Raw genomic sequence first — 23,579 nt, 5'->3', positions numbered from 1 at the left:
CCCCTAAGCCTACCGATACTCTGGTAGTCGCGCGGCGCAAGCCAACGCGTCGTCGCACTCACACACCGCCTCTTGAAAGGACTTGCTCCATGCGCGCCGTCGTCCAGGTCGCCAGCACCGCCCACGTCGAAATCGAAGGGGAGATCGTAGGCCGTCTCGCTTCCCCCGGGCTGGTGATCCTGCTGGGGGTCACCCATGACGATGATGAAGCAACGGCACGCAAGGTTGCGGAGAAGATCTGGCGGCTGCGGATCTTGAAGGACGAATCCAGTGCAGAGTCCACTGCCGCTCCACTGCTGGTGATCAGCCAGTTCACGCTCTACGGCTCGGTGCGCAAGGGCCGGCGCCCGTCCTGGTCCAATGCCGCGCCGGGCCCAGTGAGCGAACCGCTCTACGAGTACTTCGTGTCCTACCTGCGGGAGCTGGGGGCCCACGTGGAGACCGGGAAGTTCGGGGCGATGATGAATGTGTCGCTGGTGAATTCCGGGCCTTTCACGGTGATCGTGGATTCGGCCGATCTGGCCTAGGTTCCGGTGGATTGAACCAGTGCTGCCAGCTTATCGAAACTGTCGCGCTGGCGGCCCAGCTCGGCGCGACCGGCGGCAGATAGCCCGTAGACCTTCCGTCCAGGACCACCTTGGCCTTCTTCCCACCGCGTGTCCACGAAGCCCGCGGCCTCAAGCTTGGACAATGCGGGATAGAGCGTGGCACCCTTGATCGGACCGAAACCCCGTTCCTGCAGGGATTTGGACAGCGCATAACCATGAGCCGGGCTGCTGGAGAGCTCTGCAAGAAGCAGCATGGGCAGCATCGCGCGTTGCCAGCTACCGGGAAATGGCGCATCTTTACCCATCTTTTCCTTCTTCCAGCCCGCGGGACTGGGCACGCCTTTCGGCCAGCCTGTCCTCGACATAGCTTGCCCGGTTCGCAGGACGCAGCTCATAGAGTGTCCCTGCAGCAAAAATCAGCATGCAGACCGCGAAGAAGATATCCCAACCGCTGCGTTCTGGAGCGATCACTGCCGGAACAAGGCTGATGCTGTACAGACCCACGACGGCTAGCGGAAACAGGCGACGAAGCAACCAGCGCCGCTTTAACGCTTTGCCGGTGTTGACCGACAGCCCGATGGCGAATTCGATCGGCGTGCCGAACTCATCGGAAATTCTGGCATTGCCGTCCTCCCTGTGCAGGGCTGACCAGTGTTCGCGGGCAGATTCAAGGGCGAAGTCCGCCTCTTTGCTCCGCATTCCATAGCGCCCGCGTAGTAAACGCGAAACCTCGGCAAACCAGGACTCAGGATCCACATCCACGCAGACCGCTTCTCGTTTCGCGCCAGATTCCTCTGTGAACGGCAACCAAAAAACGCTGACAACCAGTGCAACGCCGATGATCGGCACCAGCCAGTTGGGCAGCGGCATCGCTTCCTCCGCGCCGAGTACTGCGATCAGCACGGCTACAGCGGTGGCAGCAGTGGCTGCGGCAAGGCCGAGTATCCAGGATAGGGCGAATTTGCCCCTGACCCGATGCAACCACCACAGGTGTCCAGATACTGCCAAGCCGGCCCCGGCGGACAAAGCCGCCAGCTGCCAATAATGCCACGATGTCGCGGCCCATCCATCTCTGAATCCGATCCAAATACCGAACCCTGCGCATAGCAGCCCGACGACCAAGCCGGCACCAGCAATCAGGCCCCAGCTATTACTGACCGGCAGCTCCGAATCAGCCAGTTGCTGAGGGGTCAAGCGCGCATAAGCGCGGACTTCGCCGAATTCGGCGGGATCACCGAAGAGTTCTTCCGCGCTCTGCCCGCTGTCGCGGATGGCATCCAGGACCTTCCCCAGTTCCGCTGCGCACTGTGAATCATCCAGGTCCTTCCACCACAGAGCAATGTTGAAGTCCCGCGCCCATTCGCGGTCGCTTTCTGGGTAGAGCTCAATAACGTCGTCGGGAAGCACTAACAACACGGGTTCTCCTGGGATCGAAAACTAGGTTGAAAACCAACCTAGTATTAAAATCGCCATTAATCCATTGCTTGGCCAACAAATACGCAAAAGAAGCCGGGTGGAACACATGAAATGCGTTCCACCCGGCTTCCTTGAACAGCGAATGCCTACTTGGCTTCTGCTTCAGCCTTGTCGCCTTCTTCGGCCTTCTTCTTTTCCGGCTTGAAATCGATGCCGGCTTCCTTGCGCTGCTGCGGGGTAATTGGCGCAGGAGCCTGGGTCAGCGGATCGAAGCCGCCACCGGTCTTCGGGAATGCGATGACGTCGCGGATGGACTCGGAGTTGGTCAGCAGCTGCAGCACGCGGTCCCAGCCCAGGGCGATGCCGCCATGCGGTGGGGCGCCGTACTTGAAGCCCTCGAGCAGGAAGCCGAACTGGGTGTCGGCCTGCTCCTGGGTCACGCCCATGACCTTGAAGACACGCTCCTGCACGTCGCGCTGGTGGATACGTATCGAGCCGCCGCCGATTTCATTGCCGTTGCAGACAATGTCGTAGGCATAGGACAGGGCCGAGCCAGGATCGGTGTCAAAGGTATCCATGAACTCAGGCTTCGGGCTGGTGAACGCGTGGTGCACAGCGGTCCAGGCGCCGGCACCCACTGCCACGTCGCCGGAAGCGACAGCGTCGGAAGCGACTTCGAACATCGGTGCATCGACGATCCAGACGAAGGCCCAGTCGCCGTCCTTGATCAGGCCGGTGCGGTGGCCGATCTCGACACGGACCGAGCCGAGCAACGCGCGGGATTCGTTCTTCTTGCCGGCGGAGAAGAAGATGCAGTCGCCGGCAGAGGCGCCGGTGGCTGCGGCCAGGCCGGCCTTCTCCTCGTCGGACAGGTTCTTGGCCACTGGGCCTGCCAGCTCGCCATCTTCCTTGATCAGCACGTAGGCCAGGCCCTTGGCACCGCGCTGCTTGGCGAATTCCTGCCAGGCATCCAGGGTGCGGCGTGGCTGGGATGCGCCGCCAGGCATGACTACGGCACCGACGTACTCGGACTGGAACACCTTGAAGGAGGTGTTCGCGAAGTACTCGGTCATCTCCGTCAGTTCCAGGCCGAAGCGCAGGTCCGGCTTGTCCGAACCGTACTTGGCCATCGCCTCGGAGTAGGCCATGCGGCGGATCGGGGTCGGCACCTGGACGTCGATCAGGCTCCACAGCTCCTTGACCAGCTTCTCGCCGAGCGCGATGATGTCGTCTTCCTCGACGAACGATGCCTCGATGTCCAGCTGGGTGAACTCCGGCTGGCGGTCCGCGCGGAAGTCCTCGTCGCGGTAGCAGCGGGCGATCTGGTAGTACTTCTCGAAGCCGCCGACCTGCAGCAGCTGCTTGAACAGCTGCGGGGACTGAGGCAGCGCGTACCAGGAGCCCGGGGTCAGGCGTGCAGGCACGACGAAGTCGCGGGCGCCTTCCGGGGTGGAGCGGGTCAGCGTCGGGGTTTCGATTTCAATGAAGCCCTCATCGTGCAGCAGGTTGCGTGCGACGCGGTTGGCTTCGGAGCGCAGGCGGATGTTGCGTGCCGGGGTCGGGCGGCGCAGATCCAGGTAGCGGTGGCGCAGGCGCGCCTCTTCGCCGACCTCGACGTGCTCATCGACCTGGAACGGCAGCGGAGCGGCGGTGTTCAGCACGGTCACGGTGTCCGCGATGACCTCGATCTCGCCGGTTGGCAGGTTCGGGTTCTCGTTGCCTTCCGGGCGGCGCTCGACATTGCCGGTGATCTGCAGGACGAACTCATTGCGCAGCGGATGGAAGTCCTCTTCATCGCGCACGACGACTTGGGCCACGCCCGACGCGTCGCGCAAATCCAGGAAGGCGACTCCGCCGTGGTCACGGCGGCGTGCGACCCAGCCGGTGAGGGTGACTTGCTGTCCAATGTGCTCGGCGTTCAAGACGCCCAGCTGATGAGTGCGTAGCACTACGATCCTTTCGGTTTGTGTGGAAAGTTGCTTCCCATGAAGTTTAGTGCACCATTGCTGATGCGCGGGCGGGCGGCAAAGCTCTGAAACTAGCTGATGGCGATCTTCAGATCTGCTTCGGCCGGCATCCAGGTGGCCGGATCGGCGGTCACCTGCTCGCCGGAACGGATGTCCTTGACCTCATGGGTGCCGTCGGCGTGGGTGAACCACACGAACGGAATCCCGCGGCGATCAGCGTATTTGATCTGCTTGCCGAACTTCTCCGCGCTGGCCGCGACCTCGCAGGCAATGCCGCGCTCGCGCAGCTGCGCGGCGACATCCTGAGCTTCGTGCCAGGAGTCCTCGTTGGCCAAGGTGACATATACCACCGACGGCACCGAACGGCTCGCGGTTACCACCTCTTCGGCCAGGATGCGCGAGACCAAGCGGGTGACGCCGATGGACAGGCCCACGCCCGGGTAGTTCTTCTTCCCCTTGGAAGCTAATGATTCGTAGCGGCCTCCCGAGCAGATCGAACCCAGCGACTCATGGCCCACCAGCACGGTCTCGTACACGGTGCCGGTGTAGTAGTCCAGGCCGCGGGCGATGGACAGGTCGGCCATGACCTTGCCCGGTGCGCGCTTGGACGCGGCGTCGATGACCTGCGAGAGCTCATCCAGGCCGGTGTCCAGCAGCTCGTGCGTCACACCCAGGGCGCGGACCTGCTCAATGAAGGAGGTGTCCAGGGTGCGGATCTTGGCCAGGGCCAGGGCGGCGGCGGCCTGCTCGGCGGTGGCGCCGACTTCTTCGATGAGGATCTTGGCAACTGCGTCATCGCCGATCTTCTCCAGCTTGTCAATGGCGCGCAACACGGCGTCCGGATCCTCCAGGCCCAGACCGCGGTAGAAGCCCTCGGCCAGCTTGCGGTTGTTCACGCGCAGGCGGAAATCTCCGATCGGCAGGGCGGAAAGCGCATCTGCGATGGTCAGCGCCAGTTCCACGTCGTAGCTGAAGGGCAGGGCGCCATCGCCCACGACGTCGATATCTGCCTGGGTGAATTCGCGGAAACGGCCATCCTGCGGGCGTTCGCCGCGCCACACCTTCTGCATCTGGTAGCGGCGGAACGGGAAGGCCAGGTGTCCGGCGTTCTCCACCACGTAGCGGGCGAAAGGCACGGTGAGGTCGAAGTGCAGGGCCAGGGCGTTCGGATCGTTCTTGTCATCCTCGGCGGCCAGGCGCGACAGTCCGTAGACTTCCTTGTCGATTTCGCCCTTGCGCAGCAGCTGCGCGCGGGTTTCCACGGCACGGGTCTCGATATTGGCGAATCCATGCAGTTCGAAGACATGGCGCAAGGTGTCCAGCACGTGCTGTTCGACAGCCCGTTCGGCTGGAAGCCATTCCGGGAAACCTGATAGTGAGGCCTTGCGTGCCATGAAACTCCTTAGTGCAAATTGGGCTACCTACCCATCTTATAGCCCGAAACCCGAGAAACCTGTGCACGTCGGCTTACTAAGAAGCGGAGGTCACAGGTAGAGTTGGGTAAAGCAAGTGCTCGTAAAGTGAAAGAGTTTCAGCGGTGACCACCAGTCAGCAATCCGACGACAGCCAGAAGACCCCCTTGCCTCAGGCGCAGAAGCCTGCCGCAAAGCCGGTTGTAGCGCCAAGCGTCGCACACACCACTCCCCTCGATGAAGCGGCCAAGTTCGCCCGCGTGACCGAGGACGGCCACGTCTTCGTGATCATCGACGGCGCCGAGTCCCCCGTGGGCCAGTACCCGGACGCAACGCAGGAAGAAGCCCTTGGCTACTTCGTGCGCAAATACGACGACGCGCTCTCGCAGCTGATGCTGCTGGAGCAGCGTGTTGTCGCCAAGGCCCCGGCCGGCGAGCTCAGCAAGGCTGTGCAGGCGCTGTCGGCCACCGTCGCAGAACGCCACATGGTCGGCGACATCCCGGCACTGGAATCCCGCCTGGAAGATGTCCGCGTCGCCGTCGAGGCATTGGCCAGCGAACAGCGCAAGGCCAACGACGAGGCTCGTGCCGAGCAGCTCGCTGCCCGCGAAGCCATTGTCGAGCAGGCCGAGGCGCTGGCCGCCAAGCGCCCGGAGCAGATCCAGTGGAAGACCGCCTCGGCCACCATGAACGAGCTGTTCGATGCCTGGAAGGGCGCGCAGCGTTCCTCGGTCCGCCTGCCGCGCGCCACCGAGGATGCGCTGTGGAAGCGGTTCCGTTCGGCCCGCACCACCTTCGACCGCCACCGCCGCGCATACTTCTCGCAGCTGGATTCGACCAACGCGGCCGCCAAGGAAGTCAAGGAAGAACTGATCGCCCGCGCCGAGGCGCTGCAGGGTTCGACCGACTGGGCTGCCACGGCCGCCGAGTACCGCAAGCTCATGGATGAGTGGAAGAAGTCGCGCCGCGCCTCGCGCAAGGATGACGACCAGCTGTGGAGCCGCTTCCGCGCCGCCCAGGATGTCTTCTTCCAGGCTCGCGCCGCGGCCAACGCCAAGATCGATGAAGAGTACGCCCAGAACCTCGTGGTGAAAGAAGCGCTGCTGGAAGAAGCCCGCGCGCTGCTTCCGATCAAGGACCTGGCTACCGCCAAGAAGGAACTGGATTCGATCCGCACCCGCTGGGAAGAAGCCGGCAAGGTGCCGCGCAACGACCTGCAGCGCATCGAATCGGCACTGCGCCAGGTCGAGGACGCGGTCAAGGGCGCCGAAGACGAGCAGTGGCGCCGTTCCAACCCGGAGACCAAGGCCCGTTCCAACTCCATGCTCTCGCAGCTGCAGGACACCATCGCCGCTCTGGAAGATGATCTGGCAGCAGCGCAGGCCAAGGGCAATGCCAAGCAGATCGCGGCAGCCCAGGAAGCCCTGGATGCACGCCGCATGTGGCTGAGCACCTTGGAGAAGTCGGCAGCCGACTTCCAGTAAGTAATCCACAGATCGCTTGCAACCCGCCAACGCGGCGGTGCGGACTGGTTCAGTAGCTCTATGGAAACGAGAAATTCCGCAGCTACCGGACCCCGCGCCGCCGCGTTGCGCATTCCCGGGGATCTCTGGATCGCCGGCGAGATGTTCACCCGCAATGAATTGGCCGCCATGGCTTCCAACGGCTTATTGCGCGAGGTGCTTGGTGACTACTTCCTGCCCAGCAGCATTGAGGTCAACGCCTCGGTGCGTGCCCGCATTGCGGGCTTCGCCTGCGGCCGGGAACTGGGCCGCGATGCAGTGCTGGCGCGCCAGACCGCGGCCTGGATCCACGGGCTCTTGCCCTCGGTCTTCACCTTGTGCATCTACACCAAGAACTACCATCGACCCTTTTATCCCGGGCACGGCCTGAAGGCCGAATTCGCCCAGATGCAGGTGCCAGATACGCAGATGGTATTCCGCAGCCGCATCAAGGTCACCACGGCATTGCGCAGCGCCTGCGATTGCGCCAAATATGATCCATTGCCCATTGCCAGCCGGGTGCTGGGCACCGTCATATCCCTGGCAGACCCCTACCTGAACTTGGATCTGATCCGGCAGGCGCTGGATAGCGAGGATCCGTCACCTGAACGATCCAGGGCGCTGCGCCTGGTGCAGTCCTTCTCCGGCACAGCACAGGCCGCATAGGCCGCGGGGCCGGCCAGGCAAGTTACCGGCGCGATCCCGCAGTGGTGCGGTAGACATCGTAGACGCCATCAATCCGCCGCACCTGGTTCAGCACGTGGCTCAGGAACTTCGGGTCGCCCATTTCGAAGGCAAAGCGGGAAATGGCAACACGGTCCTTGCTGGTCTGCACACTGGCCGAGAGGATGTTCAGGTGGCTTTCGGAGAGGATCCGGGTCACGTCGGACAGCAGCGACTTGCGATCCAGCGCCTCGACCTGGATTTCGACCAGGAATACGCCATGGTGCTTGGTGGCCCACGTGACGTTGACGAGCCGATCCGGCTGCTCAGCGAGCTGCGTCAGGTTCAGGCAATCCGTGCGGTGCACCGAGACGCCGGCGCCACGGGTGACGAAGCCCTGGATCTCGTCTGGCGGCACGGGGGTGCAGCAACGCGCCAGCTTGACCAGCACGTCACCCAGGCCTTCGACGATCACGCCGGCCTCATTGCCCGTAGACGGGCTAGGAGCGACCGGGTGGATTACCGCTTCCTCATCGACCTGTTCGGCTTCTGGCGGGCCGATCAGAGCCGTTAGATGCTCGATGACGTTTTGCGCACTGGTATGGCCGTCGCCCACCGACTGGTACAGGGCAGAAATGTCAGTGTGGTGCAGCTCGTTGGCTACCGCGGTGAGCAAATCGTGCGTCATCAGCTTCTGCAACGGCAGCTGGTTGCGTCGCAGTTCCTTGGTCAGCAGCTCCTTGCCCTTTTCGATGGCCTCTTCGCGGCGCTCCTTGGAGAAGTAGCCGCGGATCTTCGCCTTGGCCCGCGGCGACTTGACGAAATTCTGCCAGTCCTGGGATGGGCCGGCGCCTTCGGCCTTGGAGGTGAAGACCTCCACCACATCGCCCTGCTTGAGTTCGGTATGCAGGGGCACGAGCTTGCCATTGACGCGCGAACCGATGGTGCGGTGCCCTACGTCGGTGTGAATCGAGTAGGCGAAGTCCACCGGTGTTGCCCCAACCGGCAGGGACATGATGTCGCCCTTCGGGGTGAACACGTAGACCTCGGCGGAGCTGATGGTGTAGCGCAGCCCGTCCAGGAATTCTTCGGAGTCGGCGGTGTCGGCTTGCCATTCCATCAGGGAGCGCAGCCAATCCATGTTCTGCTCCGGAGAGAGCATGGAGTTGTCGGTCTGGCCATGCTTGTACTGGAAATGCGCGGCGACGCCGTATTCAGCGCGCACATGCATGTCATGGGTGCGGATCTGGATTTCCACGGGCTTGCCCTCGGGACCCATCACCGTGGTGTGCAGCGACTGGTAGAGATTCAGCTTCGGGATGGCGATGTAGTCCTTGAAGCGGTTGGGCAGCGGATTCCACTCCGCGTGCACGACGCCCAGCGCGCCGTAGCAGTCCTTGACGGTGTCGACCAGGATCCGCACGCCCATCAGGTCGTGGATGTCGTCGAAGTCCTTGCCGCGCACGATCATCTTCTGGTAGATCGAATAGTAGTGCTTGGGCCGGCCGGATACCGAGGCGTGGATGGCCACATCTCCCAGATCGTGCGAAAGGGTCTGGCGGATTGATGAAAGGTACTTTTCGCGCTCAGGGGTGCGGTCGCCGACCATGCGGACGATCTCCTGGTAGACCTTGGGATGCAAAGCGGCGAAGGACAGGTCCTCCAGCTCCCATTTGACCGTGTTCATGCCCAGGCGGTGTGCCAGCGGAGCGAAGATTTCCAGGGTTTCCTTTGCCTTGCGGGAGGAGGATTCCGGCGAGACGTAGCGCCAGGTGCGTGCATTGTGCAGGCGATCCGCCAACTTGATCAGCAGCACGCGGATGTCGCGGGACATCGCGACGACCATTTTGCGCACGGTTTCGGCGGGGGCCGCATCGCCGTAGGTGACCTTGTCCAGCTTGGTCACGCCGTCCACCAGCATGGCGATTTCTTCGGAGAATTCCTTCTTCACCGACTCGAGGGAGTACTCGGTGTCTTCGACCGTGTCGTGCAGCAAGGCAGCGGCGAGAATCGAACCGGTCATGCCCATTTCTGCCAAGATCGTGGCGACCGCGACAGGGTGCGTGATGTAGGGGTCGCCGCTCTTGCGCTTTTGGCCCTCATGATATTTTTCTGCGACCTCGTAGGCACGGACCAGCAAATCCAGATCCGCCTTCGGATGCTTGGACTTGACCGTGCGCAGCAGCGGTTCGAGAGTCGGCGATGTGCTCGGAGTGCTCCCCCGGCCTGCAAAGCGCACCAGACGAGAGATAGAGCGTCGTTTCGAATTGTTCAGGTTAGGCGTATTCGCCATGCCCCGCTCCTTCCCGTTGCCGTTGGAATTGTCCCGAAGCCTGAATGGAGCCAGGTCAAATCCATCGGTAGTTTCGGGCCGCCAGATCACCGGTGGCCGTGCACTTGAAAAACACCTTCTTTAGTTCAAACGTTATAGCACGTTCGCGCGGTGACAACTAATTACGCATCTTCCAGCTTAAGCGATATGGTGCCCCCGGCCATCTGCCGGGGGCACCATATCCTAGACTTCAGATCGCGTTAGAGCGCTGCCATCTTCTTGTCGTGCGCAACCACGTCCTCGTCCTTGTGGCGCAGCCAGTGGAACATCGGTGCTTGGACGAACAGGGTCGACAGGGCCGAGACGATGATGCCGACGAACAGCGCCAAGGAAAGGTCCTTGAGCGTACCAGCTCCCAGCAGGTAGGAGCCGATGAACAGGATCGCGGCCACAGGCAGCACGGCCACAACCGAGGTGTTGATCGAGCGGACCAAGGTCTGGTTCACAGCGAGGTTGACCAGCTGCTCGAAGGTGCGCTTGGTCTGCTGGGTGTAGTCCTTGGTGTTTTCGCGGACCTTGTCGAAAACCACCACGGTGTCATACAGCGAGTAGCTCAGGATGGTCAGGAAGCCGATGATCGCGCTCGGCGTGATTTCGAAACCGGTCAGCGAGTAGATGCCCCCAGTCACGATCACCACTGCCATCAGGCCGACGATCGCTGCCAGTGACATCTTCCAGGTGCGGAAGTATGCTGCCATCAGCAAGCCCACCAGGACCACGAAGACGACCAGGCCAAACAGTGCCTGGCGTGAAACGTCTTCGCCCCAGGTCGGGCCGATGAAGTTGCTGGTCACTTCGTCGCTGCTGACGCCGTAGTTCTTCGCGAGCTGATCGGCAATGGCCAGGGTCTGGTCATCGCTCAAACGCTCGGTCTGCACGCGCATGGTGCCCGGAGCAATATTGGTCACCGTTGCCTCAGATCCCGAAGCCACTGAGCTGACCGTCTCTTCGCCAATCGAGATATCCGTGTTCTGCACATCCGAAACGGTGAATTCAGAACCGCCGCGGAAGTCGATACCCAGATTGAAGCCGCCCTTGACCACCGGGATCAGGATGGACAGGATCACCAGGATGCCGGCGATCAGGAACCACAAGCGGTGCTTGGAAGTGAACGGGTAGGAACGCTTGCCGGTGTAGAGCTCGTTGCCCCAAGTGACTAGCTTATTCATTGTTCTCCTCCTGGGCCTTGGCCTGCGTGCTGCCAGACGCGTTCGAGCCAGCGGACTGCTCGGTCTGTGCACGGCGGCGTTCGGCAATGGTCATGCGCTTCGCTGCCTCAGCCGATGCCTTCGCATTCTTCTTGCCGCGATTTGCCGCAACATTCTCATCGAAGCGGCGAACCTTGCCCGCGCCCTGGTACAGCGGCTTGACGCCAAGCAACGATGGATCCATGCCCGACATCGGGTGGCCGTTGGCGAAGAACTTGGTGCGTGCCAGCAGCACCAAGGTCGGGTGGGTCAGGCCGTACACGACGATGAGGTCGATGATGGCGGTCAGGCCCAGGGTGAAGGCGAAGCCTCGCACGTTGCCCACGGCAACGATGTAGAGCACGATTGCGGCCAGCACGTTCACTGCCTTGGATGCCAGAATGGTGCGCTTGGCGCGCTTCCAGCCGATATCCACGGCGCTTGCCAGCGGCCTGCCTTCGCGCAGCTCGTCGCGCACGCGCTCGAAGTACACGATGAACGAGTCGGCGATGAGGCCGATGGCAACGATCAGGCCGGCGACGCCTGCCAGCGACAGGCGGTAGTTCATGCCCCAGCCCAGCAGCACCAGCGCCAGGTAGGTGAGCACGCCGGAAACCAGCAGCGACGCGATGGTCACCAGGCCCAAGGCCCGGTACTGGAACAGCGAGTAGATGAAGACCAGAACCAGGCCGATGATGCCGGCGATGAGGCCAGCGGTGAGCTGGTCAGCGCCCAGGGTTGCGGAAACCTGGCGCTCGGACTGGATGTCGAAGCTGATTGGCAGCGCGCCGTACTTCAGCTGCTCGGCCAACGCCTGCGAGCTTTCCTGGGTGAAACCGCCGGAAATCTGCGGACGGCCATCGGAAATCACTGCATTGGTGGTTGGCGCCGAAATGGTTTCGCCATCAAGCACGATAGCGAACTGGTTCTGCGACCCCTGCAGGGCAATCAGACGCTGGGTGGTATCCGCGAAGAGCTTGGTGCCTTCGGCGTTGAACTCGATAACGACGACCCATTCGCCGGTCACCGATCCATTGACGCCGCGGGCCAACTGGGCGTAGGCGTCCTTGATCATGTCACCGGAGATTTCCTGCGGGCCGAGGATGTACTTCACGCCCATCTCGCGGTCGCAGGAGATCATTGGCTTGTCTGGGTCGGCGGCTTCGCCACCGCGATCCTTGAGCTCTACCTCGCAGTCGTAGCCTTCGAACTCCTGGAACAGCTCTGGGGTGATCCAGTTGGTATCCGATGGATTCTCCGGCTTGCCGCTAGGCTTTGGCAGGTCTTCCTTGGGGGTGCGGTCTTCCTTCGGAGTGGCCGCGAAGCCACCGGTGATCAGCACCGGGCGGAATTCCATGTTGGCCGAGGCCTGGATCAAATCGCGGGTGGTCTGGTCCGGGGTACCGGGCATCGAGACCACGACGTTGCGTCCGGACTGGGTGGTGATTTCCGATTCGGTGACACCGGAACCGTCCACGCGCTGGCGGATGATCTCCACCGCTTGGTCCAGCTGCTCTTGGTTGATCGCCTCGTCGCCCTGGACCCGAGGGGCCAGGATCATCTCGGTGCCGCCTTCGAGGTCGAGGGCCAGCTTCGGCCCCCATCCGGTTTTGCCGTTCACCGCACCACCCACCAACACGCCGGTTGCGATGATGAAGACGACCAGCAACCACAGCAACGCTTTGCGCGCCTGCTTAACAGGTCTGATTGATGACATCTAATGTGCTTTCTGGTTCGGGTGGCTTAGCCTTCAGGCCACCGCTATGCTGCCCGGGACTTAGGCGTTGCGCTCGTCCTTGCCCTCGTCGTTCAAGCGACGCAGGGACTCTTCCGGGGTTTCGGTGGTGCTGGAGGGTGCTGCTGGTTCGTCGGCAGCGGCCGGGGTTGCCGCATCCTTGTCCAGGAAGGTGGCGATGGCCTGGCGGTGCAGGGTCAGCACCACGCCTGGCGAAACCTCAACCTGTACGCGATCCTCTGCGTCTACACCGACGACGGTGCCGAAAATTCCCGAGTTGGTCATCACCTTGGCGCCTGGCACGGTGTTGTTCTTCAGCTTCTCCTGCTGGGCGGCCTGCTTCTTGCGGCCACGGAACATCATGAAGATCAGCACTGCAAACAGGGCGACCATCAGGATCAGCGATGGGTTGAAGCCGCCACCAGCGGCCTGTGCGATTACGAGAGGATTCACGTATTTACCTGCTAACGATTCGTTGCGATTTGATCTGGAATTCTGGGATGCCGCTGCGCCATTTTCTGGCGCGAAACAGCAAAGACGCCCCACCTTACCCTGAAATGGGCACAGGTCGGGCGTCTTTAGTCTAATGGGTCACGGTGAACCGGCAGGCCATTTACGCGGGCAGTGAAGTAATGCTTGCCTAATCCTCATCGTTTTCATAGCCTTGCGCACTGGCGAAGACGGCATCCTTGGGCATGGCCAAGCCCAGATGCTCCCAGGCTCCGGGCATGGCGATGCGCCCTCGCGGGGTCCGGCCCATCAATCCTTCGCGCACCAGGTATGGCTCGGCGACGGTTTCGACGGTTTCGGTTTCTTCGCCCACGGCAATGGCCAGGGTTGAAAGCCCCACCGGTCCCCCGCCGAATTTCGTGCACAGTGCTTCCAGCACTCCGCGGTCCAGGCGGTCCAGTCCGCGCGCATCGACCTCGTACATGTCCAGAGCGGCAGCCGCTGCCTTGGCATCGATCTCTTCGAGCTTGTGCACCAGGGCCCAGTCGCGCACGCGGCGCAGCAGGCGGTTGGCGATACGCGGGGTTCCGCGGGATCGACCGGCGATCTCGGTGAATGCAGCTGAGGTCACGCTCAGATCCAGCATCATTGCCGAACGGCGCAGTACCAGCTCGAGTTCCTTGACCGCGTAGAACTCCAGGTGCCCGGTGAAGCCGAAGCGGTCGCGCAGCGGCCCAGGCAGCAAGCCCGCACGCGTGGTCGCCCCAACGAGCGTAAACGGCGGAAGTTCCAGTGGAATGGCTGTCGCGCCAGCCCCCTTGCCGACGACGATGTCGACCCGGAAGTCTTCCATCGCCATGTAGAGCATTTCTTCGGCAGGCCGCGACATGCGGTGGATTTCATCCAAGAACAGCACCTCGCCCTCGGTCAGCGAAGAGAGGATCGCGGCCAGGTCGCCCGCGTGCTGGATTGCCGGGCCGGATGAGATGCGCAATGGCGCGTTCATCTCGGCGGCGATAATCATCGACAAAGTGGTCTTGCCCAGCCCGGGCGGACCCGAGAGCAGTACGTGGTCCGCGGTGCGTTCGCGGATCTTGGCTGCTTCGAGTACCAGCGAAAGCTGCTGGCGCACCCGGGATTGGCCGACGAAGTCGTCGAGGTTCCGCGGGCGCAGGGCAGCTTCGATAACCCGTTCTTCGGGTTCGCTGCCGGCGTTCGTGAGCCCGGTGGAGTCATTCATGAAAAGTCGATCCTCTCGCAGACCGCTTAGACGCGGGTTCCGCTGGACATGCTGCGCAGCGCGGCACGCAGGATTTCTGCGACGTTACCGGTGGCAACGACATCCGGATCGGCCTTGGACAGCGACTTCAGGGTACTGGTTGCATCCTTTTCGCTCCAGCCCAGTCCGGTCAGCGCTTCGATCACCTGCGGTTCCCAGACGCTGGCGGTACCGCCGCCGGACACCGGAGCCACCGGCGCGCCGGTCGGGACCAGCTTGCCGTTCAGTTCCAGCACGATCCGGCTGGCGCCCTTGGGGCCGATGCCGGACACCTTGGTGAAGGCGGCGGTGTCCTTCGTGTTCGCCGCGATGCGCACTTCTTCAGGAGAATGCACGGCAAGGATGGCCAGGCCGGTGCGCGGCCCGATTCCCGATACGGAGATCAGGACCTCGAAGACATCGCGCTCCTCAGCGGTGGCGAAGCCGAAGAGGGTCATGGAGTCCTCGCGCACCACCATGGAGGTGAAGACCGTCGCCTCGCGCCCTTGATGCAGGCCGGACAGCGTTCCGGGGGTGGCGTTGACCAGCATTCCGAAGCCGTTAACGTCGATTACCGCGGTGTTCAGTGCAACCGCCTGCACGGTGCCGGTCAATGAGCTGATCATGCCACTCCTTGGAAGTATGTTCGATGAAACCCAGTTTATCGAAGATACCTACGAATATCGATCCGCCGCGTTTCCCGGTGGGTCGAGACCATTGCCCGGCAGCCGGCTAGCGGCGCACCGCGCGGCGCTTGGCTGACGCTTCGGCGGCGATCCATGCCTGCTGCGCACCTGTCAGCTGCGAGGACCCGCCGGCATGCACCGCAGAGGCCGAGGCGTTCGAGCCGGTGGCCGCTCCGCGCCAGCCATGGGTAATTGCCAGAGCCACCGCGTCAGCGGCGTCGGCAGGTTTCGGCGGTTCATCAAGCCGGCAGATCTTGGCAATCATCTTGCCGATCGCCGCCTTGGTCGCCTGGCCGGAACCAGTCACCGCGGCCTTGACCTCGGTCGGCGTATGCAACGCAACAGGAATGCCCCGTCGCGCAGCTGCGGTGATCACCACGCCGGTGACCTGGGCGGTGCCGATCACTGTGGAGACGTTCGCCGAAGCAAATACGCGTTCCAGGGCGAGCACATCCGGCTGATGCTGATCCAGCCACGACTCGATCGCGTTGGCGATCGTCAAGAGCCGGGCGTCGAGCGGGGTGCCCGGCGGGGTGCCGGCGACGGTGACGTCCACCAGCGAAACCTGCCTGTTAGCAGCGACGTCGACCACGGCAAGACCGCAACGGGTCAGGCCGGGGTCGACGCCGACAACACGTAAGGCCAAGCCCTACTGCTCTTCGTCCAATGCGGCGCGAACCTCATCGGACAGGTCGGCGTTGGTGTAGATGCCCTGGACATCGTCCAGTTCTTCCAGTGCGTCGTAGAGCTTCAGGAACTTGCGTGCTCCGTCGACATCCAGTTCCACCTTCATCGACGGCAGGAATTCCATTTCGTCGGATTCGTAGGCGATATCGTTCTCGTCCAGCGCCGCTGCGACCGCGCGCAGGTCCGAAGGATCGCACACGATGGCGAAGTTCTCGTCCTCGTCCAGGATCTCGTCGGCACCGGCATCCAGCACGATCATCAGCAGGTCATCTTCGGTCAGCTCGCCCTTGGGCAGGCGCACTACGCCCTGGCGGTTGAACAGGTAGGCCACCGATCCCGGGTCGGCGACGGTGCCGCCATTGCGGGTGATGCCCACGCGGACCTCGGAGGCTGCGCGGTTCTTGTTGTCGGTCAGGCACTCGATCAGCAACGCCGAGCCCTGCGGGCCGCGTGCTTCGTAGATGATCTCGGTGTAGTCGACGACCTCACCGGTCAGGCCAGCGCCACGCTTGATTGCGCGGTCGATGTTGTTGATCGGCACGGAGTTCTTCTTGGCCTTGCTGACGGCAAGTTCCAGGGCCGGGTTGCCGGACAAGTCGGCTCCGCCGGCACGGGCGGCAACTTCAATGCCCTTGATGAACTTGGCGAAGGCCTTGGCGCGCTTGGCGTCGATCGCCGCCTTCTTGTGCTTGGTAGTTGCCCATTTGGAGTGGCCTGACATGCTTTAAGCGTCTCCTCGCGTGAGATTGATGAAAAATTGATGGATAGCCGTGCTGCCGGTGACTTCCGGGTGAAAGCTGGTTGCCAACAATTTTCCCTGGCGTACTGCAACAATTCTACCCTGTCCGCCATTCGGCCCGGCTTGAACGGTGCTGATCACCTCGACATCCGGACCAACTTGCACGGCTTCCGGGGCGCGGATGAACACCGCTTCGAGAGTGTGCCCGTTGAAGTCCAGCTGGTGCTCGAACGAGTCGACCTGGCGCCCGAAGGCATTGCGCTTCACCGTCATGTCGATGCCGCCGAAGCTTTGCTGCACCGCGCCATCCCGCGCGATTGCAGGATTCTCAATGCGATCGGCGAGCATGATCATTCCAGCGCAGGAGCCGTAGACCGGCATGCCGTCGGCGATGCGTTCCTTGATGGGATCGGCCAGCCCGTAGTTGCGGGAGAGCCGGTCGATCACCGAGGACTCGCCGCCGGGAAGCACCAGCGCGTCGACCTGCGCCAAATCCTCGACAGTGCGCACCATCTGAGCAGGTTGCCCAAGCCGTTCAAAAGAGGCCAGGTGTTCGCGGAAATCCCCTTGCAGCGCGAGGACGCCTATTTTCGGCATGGTTGTAACCTTCATGGTGTTCGGTGGCTGGCAACACGGAAATGCGCCGAAACAACGTTAAACCCATGGACCCCGTGCGCCGGTTTTGTTTCCCGGTGTGTCGCGGATTCTTCGGTGCAATCTCCTGGCAGCCCGTGAAGCTTGGTAGGTTCGGGAACATGACTGCTGATATTTCTTCCCTCGAACTTGCCGGTGGCGTGAGCATGCCTTCCATTGGCTTGGGCACGTGGCCCCTGCGCGGCCAGGAGGCGGTTGCCGCGGTCCGTTCGGCCCTGGATACGGGTTACCGCCGCGTGGACACGGCGGAGAACTATGAGAACGAGGATGCCGTAGGCCAGGCCTTGGCGCTAAGCGGGCTTGACCGCGATGCATTGTTCGTCACTACCAAGTTCAACAAGATGTGGCATTCGGCCCAGGGCGTACGTCAGGCGTTGGACAACTCCCTGTCCCGCCTTGGCCTCGACTATGTGGACCTGTTCCTGATCCATTGGCCAAACCCGCAGCAGAACACCCACGTGGAAGCCTTCATTGAGCTGGACAAGCTCGTTGCCGAGGGCAAGATCCGGGCCGCCGGCGTCTCGAATTTCAAGCCTTACCAGTTGCAGAAGGTCCTCGATGCCGGGCTCGTGCCGGCACTGAACCAGATCCAGGTGGACCCTGAGCGGCAAAACGTCGATTGGCAAGCTTTCAATACGGAGCATGGCGTGCGGACCGAAGCCTATTCCCCATTGGGACGGCAGAAGTCCGGGTTCCGCTCGGATCCCGCCCTGGCACGGATTGCCCGAGCGCATGGGAAGAGCACCGCCCAGGTGACCCTGCGCTGGCATGTCCAGTCCGGACGAGCCGCGGCACCGAAATCGGCCGATCCGCGCCGGCAAAGTGAGAACCTGGACATTTTCGGCTTCCAGCTCAGCCCGGAGGACATGGCCACCATCGATGCCATGGATACCGGAGTCGGCCCCTTCACGGATTCAGATGAATTCGGGCATTAATCCACTGATCGCCGGTCTTTGATGCGGAAGGAGGAACTGGGCATGCTCCTTGGCTACCAGCGGCCGGACAACGTCCCCGGGGAGTACTTCGACGAGCTTGGGACCCCGATCGCCTACGGCCAACGATGGGATGGGCAGCCAGCTGACGACAGCTACTCGGTAACCGCCCACCCCCAGCGTTTTGCCCCGGTGCAGCAAGTAGCCCGGGCGTTGCTGAGCTGGATGCAGGAGCAATTCGAGGTGCGCTGCTTCGATGATCCCGGACTGGCCGCCGAACTGCGGATTCCGCCGGACACCGTGGTGAGTTCTGTCCGGATCCTTCCGTTGAATTCGCGCTGCGCTCCATTGGGCATGATCCTTACGACCTTTCCCGGGGTGCATCTGGAGCTCGGTGCGCTTTACCACGCGGTTTTCCCGACCTGCGGTTGCGACGCCTGCGATGAACACGTTCCCGAGATGATCGAGGAACTGGAAGCCCAGGTGGGGGCAGCCGTGTCCGGAACATTTGGCGAGTCCTTGGATATCGGCGCTGGCCGCCTCGTGCATCGTTTCGTTGCCAAGGAGACGGAATTCAGTGAGCAATCCGGCGGCCTCGATGACATATCGCCGGCCCAGCTGGCCAAGGCGCAAGCGATTCTGCCTCCAAACGGTGCATGGGAAGCGTGGCCCAGACGCTAGCTAGCTCAGTCCAGCGTCCACGCCTGCAGTCCATCCTCAAAGGCGCCATAGGCATTCACGGTGGCTTCACTGCGCTTCAGGGACGCTTGCCCATCAGCTTCCGGAACGCATCCATCAGCGTTGAAGACTTGGCACCACGCTACCGGCCCGTTCGACAACTGGTGCGGAACCCACCGCAAGTTGCTGACCTCCCATTCGCCAGGTTCGTCCTGGGTGAATGTTGCCTTCACGCTGATGCCTTCGCGGTTGAGAATGGTCGGCGTTGCATGCTTGGCCACAGAGTTTCCCAAACCGTAGACGATCCAGGTTCCGTCGTGCTTCTCAATGGGCAGGACCGAGTGGGTGTGGTGCATGTAGATGAAATCGAAGACGCCAGATTCTGCCAGGGCCTGGCCGAGTTTTCTTTGCGAGGCGGTCGGCTCGGTGGTGTATTCAGCTCCATCGTGCACGGCTGCCACCACGATGTCCGCTCCGGACTTGCGCGTTTCCTTGCCCCGGGTAATCAGCTCCTGCGCATCCACTCCGGTATCGACCTGCCAGTGAGCTGCTTCCGGCAGTCCGTTAAGCGAATAGGTGCTGGTTACTACCCCGAGCTTCACCCCGTTTGTTTCCAGGATGGACGGTTTTTCGGAGTCCTTTTCATTGCGGTAGGAGCCTGTCGCAAACAGCCCATTGGACTCCAGCGCATCGAGTGTTCGTTCGACTCCGGCCGTACCGGCATCGACCGTGTGATTGGTGGCAGTGGTGCATCCGTCGTAGCCAATGGCTTCGAGATCGATGAGGATTTGTTCCGGGACGGTGAACCGCGGATACCCGGAATACGGAGGGATACCAATTGGTGTCTCCAGATTGCAAAGCGCCACATCTGCGTCCTGGACATAGGGGGCCAGGCCCGCCAGCAATGGGCTGAAATCGTAGTCCTCGCCATTGCCCGATTGTGCGCCAGCTGCCTTCTCGGCTTCATCCAATAGCTGAGGATGCAGCAAGACGTCTCCGGTGACCATCAGCGAGAGTTCTTCGGGACTCGACGGTGCGGCAGAGCTATCCTCCGTGGTTGGACTTGAAGCCGGATCCGATGAGGACTGAACGGAAGACCGCGGGGTTGCTGGTTCTTGATTGCTGCTCGGGATTGCAGAGCAGCCGCCAATCAGCAACGCGGCCATGAGCGTTGATCCAAGCGGAAGTATTACGGACGGAGCACGTTGGGGCATGCATCGAGCCTAGCCCAGCTTGATATGCGGGGTGTAAATGCAAGCTGAATCACTTTTTCCATGAAAACCTAGGCCTATGCAAAACCCTCTTCTGACTCCCAGTACCAGGCCCTATCAGTGGCCAGCCTTCGACCAGCTCACTGCAGAGCATTACGTGGAGGCAGTTCGTCTCGGGGCAGCCGAGCAACGCGAAGAGCTGCAGCGCATTATTGACGATACGCAGGAGCCGACTTTCGAGAACACCTTCCTCGCTTTGGAAGCCAGCGGGCAGACCCTGCGCCGTGCGCTCATGACCTACTTCTCGGTGATTTCTGCCCATGGGACGGAAGATCTGCGGGCGATTCAATCAGAGATTTCATCGATCTGGTCCGAGCAGGAAGACGAGATCTACCTGAACCAAACCTTGTATTCGCGTTTACAAGCCTTGGATTGTGCAAGCCTCCAGGGTGAAGACGCCCGCTTAGCGGATCAAACTTTGAAGAATTTCCAATTGGCCGGGGCAGGCTTGGGCGATGCCGAAAAGGATCGCCTGAAGGCACTGAACGCGAAGCTGGCCGAACTTTCAACGCAGTTCGCTGACCTCGTGCTGAAGAATCAGAACGCCCATGCGGTGCACTTCGAGGATGCAGCGGAACTCGACGGCCTGTCCGGTCCAGCCATCGAGTCGGCAGCGGAGGCGGCGAAGCAAGCAGGCCACGAGTCGGGCTACCTGCTGGCGTTGGTTTCTCCGACCCAGCAGCCGGTTCTGGAGTCGCTGGCCTCAAGCGAGTCCCGCCGCAAGGTTTTCAATGCATCAACGAGCCGTGGCACCGAGGATAACGCGACAATTCACATTGCCGCCGAAATGGCGCAGCTTCGTGCCGAACGAGCCGCGCTGCTCGGATTCGCCAATCATGCCGAAACCGTGCTCGCCCAAGCCACCGCCCCTTCCACCGCTGCGGTGGAAGAGCGCCTAGCCGAACTGACGAAAGCTGCCACCGCAAACGCCCGGAGGGAAGCTGAGGTGCTCGGTGAGATTTCCGGTGCTGAAATCAACGCGTGGGATTGGAAATACTTCTCCAATCAGGTCCTGCGTGATCAGTACTCGGTGGATTCCGAAGCGCTGCGCAACTACTTCGAGTTGGACCGGGTGCTCATCGATGGGGTCTTCGCGACGGCTACCAAGCTGTTCGGCATCACCTTCCAGGAACGGTTCGACCTGCCTGCCTACCACCCGGACGTTCGGGTCTTCGAAGTCTTCGACGCCGATGGCAAGCCTTTGGCGCTCTACACCGGAGACTATCTGGCCCGGGACACGAAGAAGGGCGGCGCGTGGATGACCAGCCTGCGCGATGCCGCTTCATTCCTGGAAGAACGACCGATCGTCACCAACACCTTGAACATCACCCCGCCTGCGCCTGGTGATCCAATCCTGCTGTCCATGGATGAGGCGAATACGCTCTTCCATGAGTTCGGCCACGCGCTGCACGGCATGTTCTCCAGTGGAAAATACGCTTCTCTTGCCGGCACCTCGGTCCCGCGCGACTTCGTGGAGTTCCCTTCCCAGGTCAACGAGATGTGGATGCTCCACGAGGATGTCGTCACCGGTTATGCAGTCCACCACCAGAGCGGCGAAGCGTTGAGCGAGGCGCTGATCGAGAAGATCCGCGCAGCTTCGCTATGGGGCCAGGGTTTTGCAACCACCGAGTACCTGGCTGCCAGCGTGCTCGACTGGGCCTGGCATACCATCAGCGCCGGGACCGTTATCGCCGATCCGCTGCAGTTCGAACAAGACGTGCTTCAGCAAGCCGGCTTCGATACCGAGCTGATTCCGCCTCGTTACCGCACCGGTTATTTCCAGCACATTTTCGCCAATGGATACTCCGCTGGCTACTACTCCTACATCTGGAGTGAGGTGCTCGATGCCGACACTGTGCAGTGGTTCGAGGAAAATGGCGGCTTGATGCGCGAAAATGGTAATCGGTTCCGCGAGGAACTGCTGTCGCGCGGCAATACGCGCGATCCCCTTGAGTCCTACGAGTTATTCCGCGGCCGCACCGCAGTGGTTGAACCGTTGCTGCGCCGTCGAGGATTGGTGAACGCAGAATAATGACCACTATTGCCTCCGCACAGGAAGCGCTAAGCCACTGGCATCAGGCACTGGCAGTAGCCACCGGCGGCAAGATCTTTACCACACACGGATGCTCATGGGCCTGGCAGCCGGTACGCAAGCGCCTGATCCTGTTGTTCCCCGAGCAGCCGGAGCAGGCGGGCCTGCGCCCGGCGCTGGCCGAAGGCCACCGGCTAGGCGCCCGGCGCGTGGAAGCATGGGTCAACTCAGGCGCCCACTCGGATGAGCTGAAGGCAGCAGGATTCTCCGATAATGCCCAAGTCTCATGGCATGCTGGCCCGTTGGCCATTCCCATGGATCGCTGGAACGGAAAGATCCGTTTGGGCAATAATGTGCCTGAGGCCTCCGGCGCTGATGCGGCCGAGCTGAACGTGACGAATCTGTGGCGCGAGACCAGTACCCAGCTATCCAGCGGGCATCCGGCCTTGCGTCGTGTTGAGCATGCCTTGGCTCGCACCGACGAGGGAGAGATCGTCGGCCGGGGCTTTGCCCAGCAGGGCCTGAACGGACAGCTCATGGTGCATGCCCTAGCTGTAGGCAAGGAACATCGCCGCCATGGCATTGGCACCGCCTTGCTGCACGGCCTGTCGCGTTCCATGATCAATCCGCTGTCGCCTCCAGACGACGAGGTGCCGCAGGAGCTGCTCGCGGCGGCCACGCCGTCCAGCGCCGACTTCTTCAGCGCCAATGGGCTCAAGCTTCTTGGTCGCGGACGCCACATGGTGTTGCGCTCGTGGAACCAGTAGCGAACAGCTAAAACGGCGGGAACTTGACTGGCCACCGAATTTTCCGGTGGCCAGTCGAGTCTTTTAAAACTTGTTCACTTAGTTGGAAGGACCCGGTAGACGAGGCGGGCAAATGGCCCGGCTTTCCGTGCTTCATCCAGTTCCAACCGGTCACTGCCAATACTGCGTGGCAGCAATGCGGCTCCTGCAGACAATGCTGCTGGCGCAACAGTCAATGCCAGGGTGTCGAGTGCATCGATGTCCAGGAACTGTCCCAGCAGCTCTCCTCCGCCGAGCACCCAGATGTTCTTCTCCCCCGCGGCCTCCCGGATTACAGGCAAGAATTCTCCGACCGCACCATTGACCAGGCGGACGTCAGCGCCCTCGGGAATTGGCAGGTCCCGCGAGGTGAAAACATACGTGGTGATCCCCCGATAATATTCCTGCCACTTCTGCGGGTTCTCGATGAACTGCTCGTTCTTGATCAGCCATAGGTAGGTATTCGCGCCTTCCACATGCACGCCGACATTCTTGGGCAGCAGGTCCGGGTCGGGGTCTTGGGCCCCCGGAACATCGAAGAGCCATTGCAGGCTATGGTTTTCATCTGCCAGAATGCCGTTGAGGGTGACAGCTGCGTCGAAAATGATCTCGCCCATGCTCTCCAGTCTGCCATGTCTCAAGCAC

Annotated in this window: 22 protein-coding genes; 7 read left to right on the top strand and 15 right to left on the bottom strand. The window is 61.9% G+C overall.

What is annotated here, in order from left to right; genetic code table 11:
- Positions 1–89 precede the first annotated feature (89 nt).
- The gene (gene dtd / locus BKX98_RS03915; RefSeq protein ID WP_073706204.1) at positions 90–527 is read left to right on the top strand and encodes a D-aminoacyl-tRNA deacylase; all 438 of its coding nucleotides are present in this window, start codon (positions 90–92) and stop codon (positions 525–527) included.
- On the opposite strand, the gene BKX98_RS03910 is transcribed toward dtd, so the two are convergent.
- The 4 genes from BKX98_RS03910 to hisS form a co-directional block, all read right to left on the bottom strand.
- Positions 524–853 carry a PadR family transcriptional regulator gene (locus BKX98_RS03910; protein WP_073706203.1) on the bottom strand — a complete coding sequence of 110 codons (330 nt, stop codon included), beginning with the start codon at positions 851–853 and terminating at the stop codon, positions 524–526. The genes dtd and BKX98_RS03910 overlap by 4 nt on opposite strands.
- Positions 846–1,964: a hypothetical protein gene (locus BKX98_RS03905; RefSeq protein WP_143181012.1), complete on the bottom strand. Its 1,119-nt coding sequence runs from the start codon at positions 1,962–1,964 to the stop codon at positions 846–848. Before BKX98_RS03905 ends, BKX98_RS03910 begins: the two co-directional genes overlap by 8 nt.
- Positions 1,965–2,110: 146 nt before the next feature.
- A complete protein-coding gene (aspS, locus tag BKX98_RS03900; protein WP_073706201.1) occupies positions 2,111–3,913 on the bottom strand; it encodes an aspartate--tRNA ligase in 1,803 nt (600 codons plus the stop codon).
- Positions 3,914–4,002: 89 nt separating this feature from the next.
- Positions 4,003–5,325 (bottom strand): histidine--tRNA ligase, encoded by a 1,323-nt coding sequence (gene hisS, locus BKX98_RS03895; RefSeq protein ID WP_073706200.1) that lies wholly within the window; start codon positions 5,323–5,325, stop codon positions 4,003–4,005.
- A gap of 143 nt (positions 5,326–5,468) precedes the next feature.
- Between hisS and BKX98_RS03890 the strand changes: the two genes are divergently transcribed.
- Both BKX98_RS03890 and BKX98_RS03885 read left to right on the top strand, forming a co-directional pair.
- The gene (locus BKX98_RS03890) at positions 5,469–6,827 is read left to right on the top strand and encodes a DUF349 domain-containing protein (protein ID WP_073706199.1); all 1,359 of its coding nucleotides are present in this window, start codon (positions 5,469–5,471) and stop codon (positions 6,825–6,827) included.
- Between the two features lie 60 nt (positions 6,828–6,887).
- The gene (locus BKX98_RS03885; protein WP_143181011.1) at positions 6,888–7,511 is read left to right on the top strand and encodes a hypothetical protein; all 624 of its coding nucleotides are present in this window, start codon (positions 6,888–6,890) and stop codon (positions 7,509–7,511) included.
- Positions 7,512–7,533: 22 nt separating this feature from the next.
- On the opposite strand, the gene BKX98_RS03880 is transcribed toward BKX98_RS03885, so the two are convergent.
- The 9 genes from BKX98_RS03880 to pdxT all read right to left on the bottom strand — a co-directional run bounded on the left by BKX98_RS03880 (position 7,534) and on the right by pdxT (position 17,179).
- Positions 7,534–9,801: a bifunctional (p)ppGpp synthetase/guanosine-3',5'-bis(diphosphate) 3'-pyrophosphohydrolase gene (locus BKX98_RS03880; protein WP_038991313.1), complete on the bottom strand. Its 2,268-nt coding sequence runs from the start codon at positions 9,799–9,801 to the stop codon at positions 7,534–7,536.
- A 239-nt stretch (positions 9,802–10,040) separates the two neighbouring features.
- Positions 10,041–11,009 carry a protein translocase subunit SecF gene (gene secF / locus BKX98_RS03875; protein WP_073706197.1) on the bottom strand — a complete coding sequence of 323 codons (969 nt, stop codon included), beginning with the start codon at positions 11,007–11,009 and terminating at the stop codon, positions 10,041–10,043.
- Positions 11,002–12,744: a protein translocase subunit SecD gene (secD, locus tag BKX98_RS03870; RefSeq protein WP_073706196.1), complete on the bottom strand. Its 1,743-nt coding sequence runs from the start codon at positions 12,742–12,744 to the stop codon at positions 11,002–11,004. The genes secF and secD overlap by 8 nt, the downstream gene beginning before the upstream one ends.
- Before the next feature lie 60 nt (positions 12,745–12,804).
- Entirely contained in the window at positions 12,805–13,215 is a 411-nt protein-coding gene (gene yajC, locus BKX98_RS03865; RefSeq protein WP_233125269.1) for a preprotein translocase subunit YajC, read from the bottom strand.
- Between the two features lie 187 nt (positions 13,216–13,402).
- Complete coding sequence (gene ruvB, locus BKX98_RS03860) at positions 13,403–14,452, bottom strand: Holliday junction branch migration DNA helicase RuvB (protein ID WP_073706195.1); 1,050 nt, start codon at positions 14,450–14,452, stop codon at positions 13,403–13,405.
- A 26-nt stretch (positions 14,453–14,478) separates the two neighbouring features.
- A complete protein-coding gene (gene ruvA / locus BKX98_RS03855; protein WP_066138500.1) occupies positions 14,479–15,096 on the bottom strand; it encodes a Holliday junction branch migration protein RuvA in 618 nt (205 codons plus the stop codon).
- Positions 15,097–15,202: 106 nt separating this feature from the next.
- Positions 15,203–15,802 (bottom strand): crossover junction endodeoxyribonuclease RuvC, encoded by a 600-nt coding sequence (ruvC, locus tag BKX98_RS03850; RefSeq protein WP_073706194.1) that lies wholly within the window; start codon positions 15,800–15,802, stop codon positions 15,203–15,205.
- Positions 15,803–15,805: 3 nt separating this feature from the next.
- Positions 15,806–16,564, bottom strand: a complete 759-nt coding sequence (locus BKX98_RS03845) for a YebC/PmpR family DNA-binding transcriptional regulator (RefSeq protein ID WP_073706193.1) — start codon at positions 16,562–16,564, stop codon at positions 15,806–15,808.
- Positions 16,565–16,567: 3 nt separating this feature from the next.
- Positions 16,568–17,179, bottom strand: a complete 612-nt coding sequence (gene pdxT, locus BKX98_RS03840) for a pyridoxal 5'-phosphate synthase glutaminase subunit PdxT (RefSeq protein ID WP_083586603.1) — start codon at positions 17,177–17,179, stop codon at positions 16,568–16,570.
- A gap of 158 nt (positions 17,180–17,337) precedes the next feature.
- On the opposite strand from pdxT, the gene BKX98_RS03835 reads away from it, so the two are divergent.
- Together BKX98_RS03835 and BKX98_RS03830 are read left to right on the top strand one after the other, a co-directional pair.
- Positions 17,338–18,171, top strand: a complete 834-nt coding sequence (locus tag BKX98_RS03835) for an aldo/keto reductase (protein WP_073706191.1) — start codon at positions 17,338–17,340, stop codon at positions 18,169–18,171.
- Between the two features lie 42 nt (positions 18,172–18,213).
- A complete protein-coding gene (locus BKX98_RS03830; protein WP_143181010.1) occupies positions 18,214–18,849 on the top strand; it encodes a DUF6226 family protein in 636 nt (211 codons plus the stop codon).
- 5 nt (positions 18,850–18,854) lie between these two features.
- Here the strand turns inward: BKX98_RS03830 and BKX98_RS03825 are convergent, their stop codons facing one another.
- The gene (locus BKX98_RS03825; RefSeq protein ID WP_233125268.1) at positions 18,855–19,853 is read right to left on the bottom strand and encodes a CapA family protein; all 999 of its coding nucleotides are present in this window, start codon (positions 19,851–19,853) and stop codon (positions 18,855–18,857) included.
- Positions 19,854–20,136: 283 nt separating this feature from the next.
- Here BKX98_RS03825 and BKX98_RS03820 point away from each other — a divergent pair, with 283 nt between their 5' ends.
- Both BKX98_RS03820 and BKX98_RS03815 read left to right on the top strand, forming a co-directional pair.
- Positions 20,137–22,149 (top strand): M3 family metallopeptidase, encoded by a 2,013-nt coding sequence (locus BKX98_RS03820; protein WP_073706188.1) that lies wholly within the window; start codon positions 20,137–20,139, stop codon positions 22,147–22,149.
- On the top strand, positions 22,149–22,916 hold the full coding sequence (locus BKX98_RS03815; RefSeq protein WP_073706187.1) for a GNAT family N-acetyltransferase: 768 nt from the start codon (positions 22,149–22,151) through the stop codon (positions 22,914–22,916). Before BKX98_RS03820 ends, BKX98_RS03815 begins: the two co-directional genes overlap by 1 nt.
- Positions 22,917–22,990: 74 nt before the next feature.
- Here BKX98_RS03815 and BKX98_RS03810 read toward each other — a convergent pair whose 3' ends face one another.
- Positions 22,991–23,551 (bottom strand): dihydrofolate reductase family protein, encoded by a 561-nt coding sequence (locus BKX98_RS03810; RefSeq protein ID WP_073706186.1) that lies wholly within the window; start codon positions 23,549–23,551, stop codon positions 22,991–22,993.
- Positions 23,552–23,579 lie beyond the last annotated feature (28 nt).

Source organism: Glutamicibacter sp. 0426 (assembly GCF_001906485.1).
Classification (GTDB): Bacteria; Actinomycetota; Actinomycetes; order Actinomycetales; family Micrococcaceae; genus Glutamicibacter; species Glutamicibacter nicotianae.
Note: the sequence above shows the minus strand (reverse complement) of the source record. Positions and strands in the feature narration are given on the sequence as shown.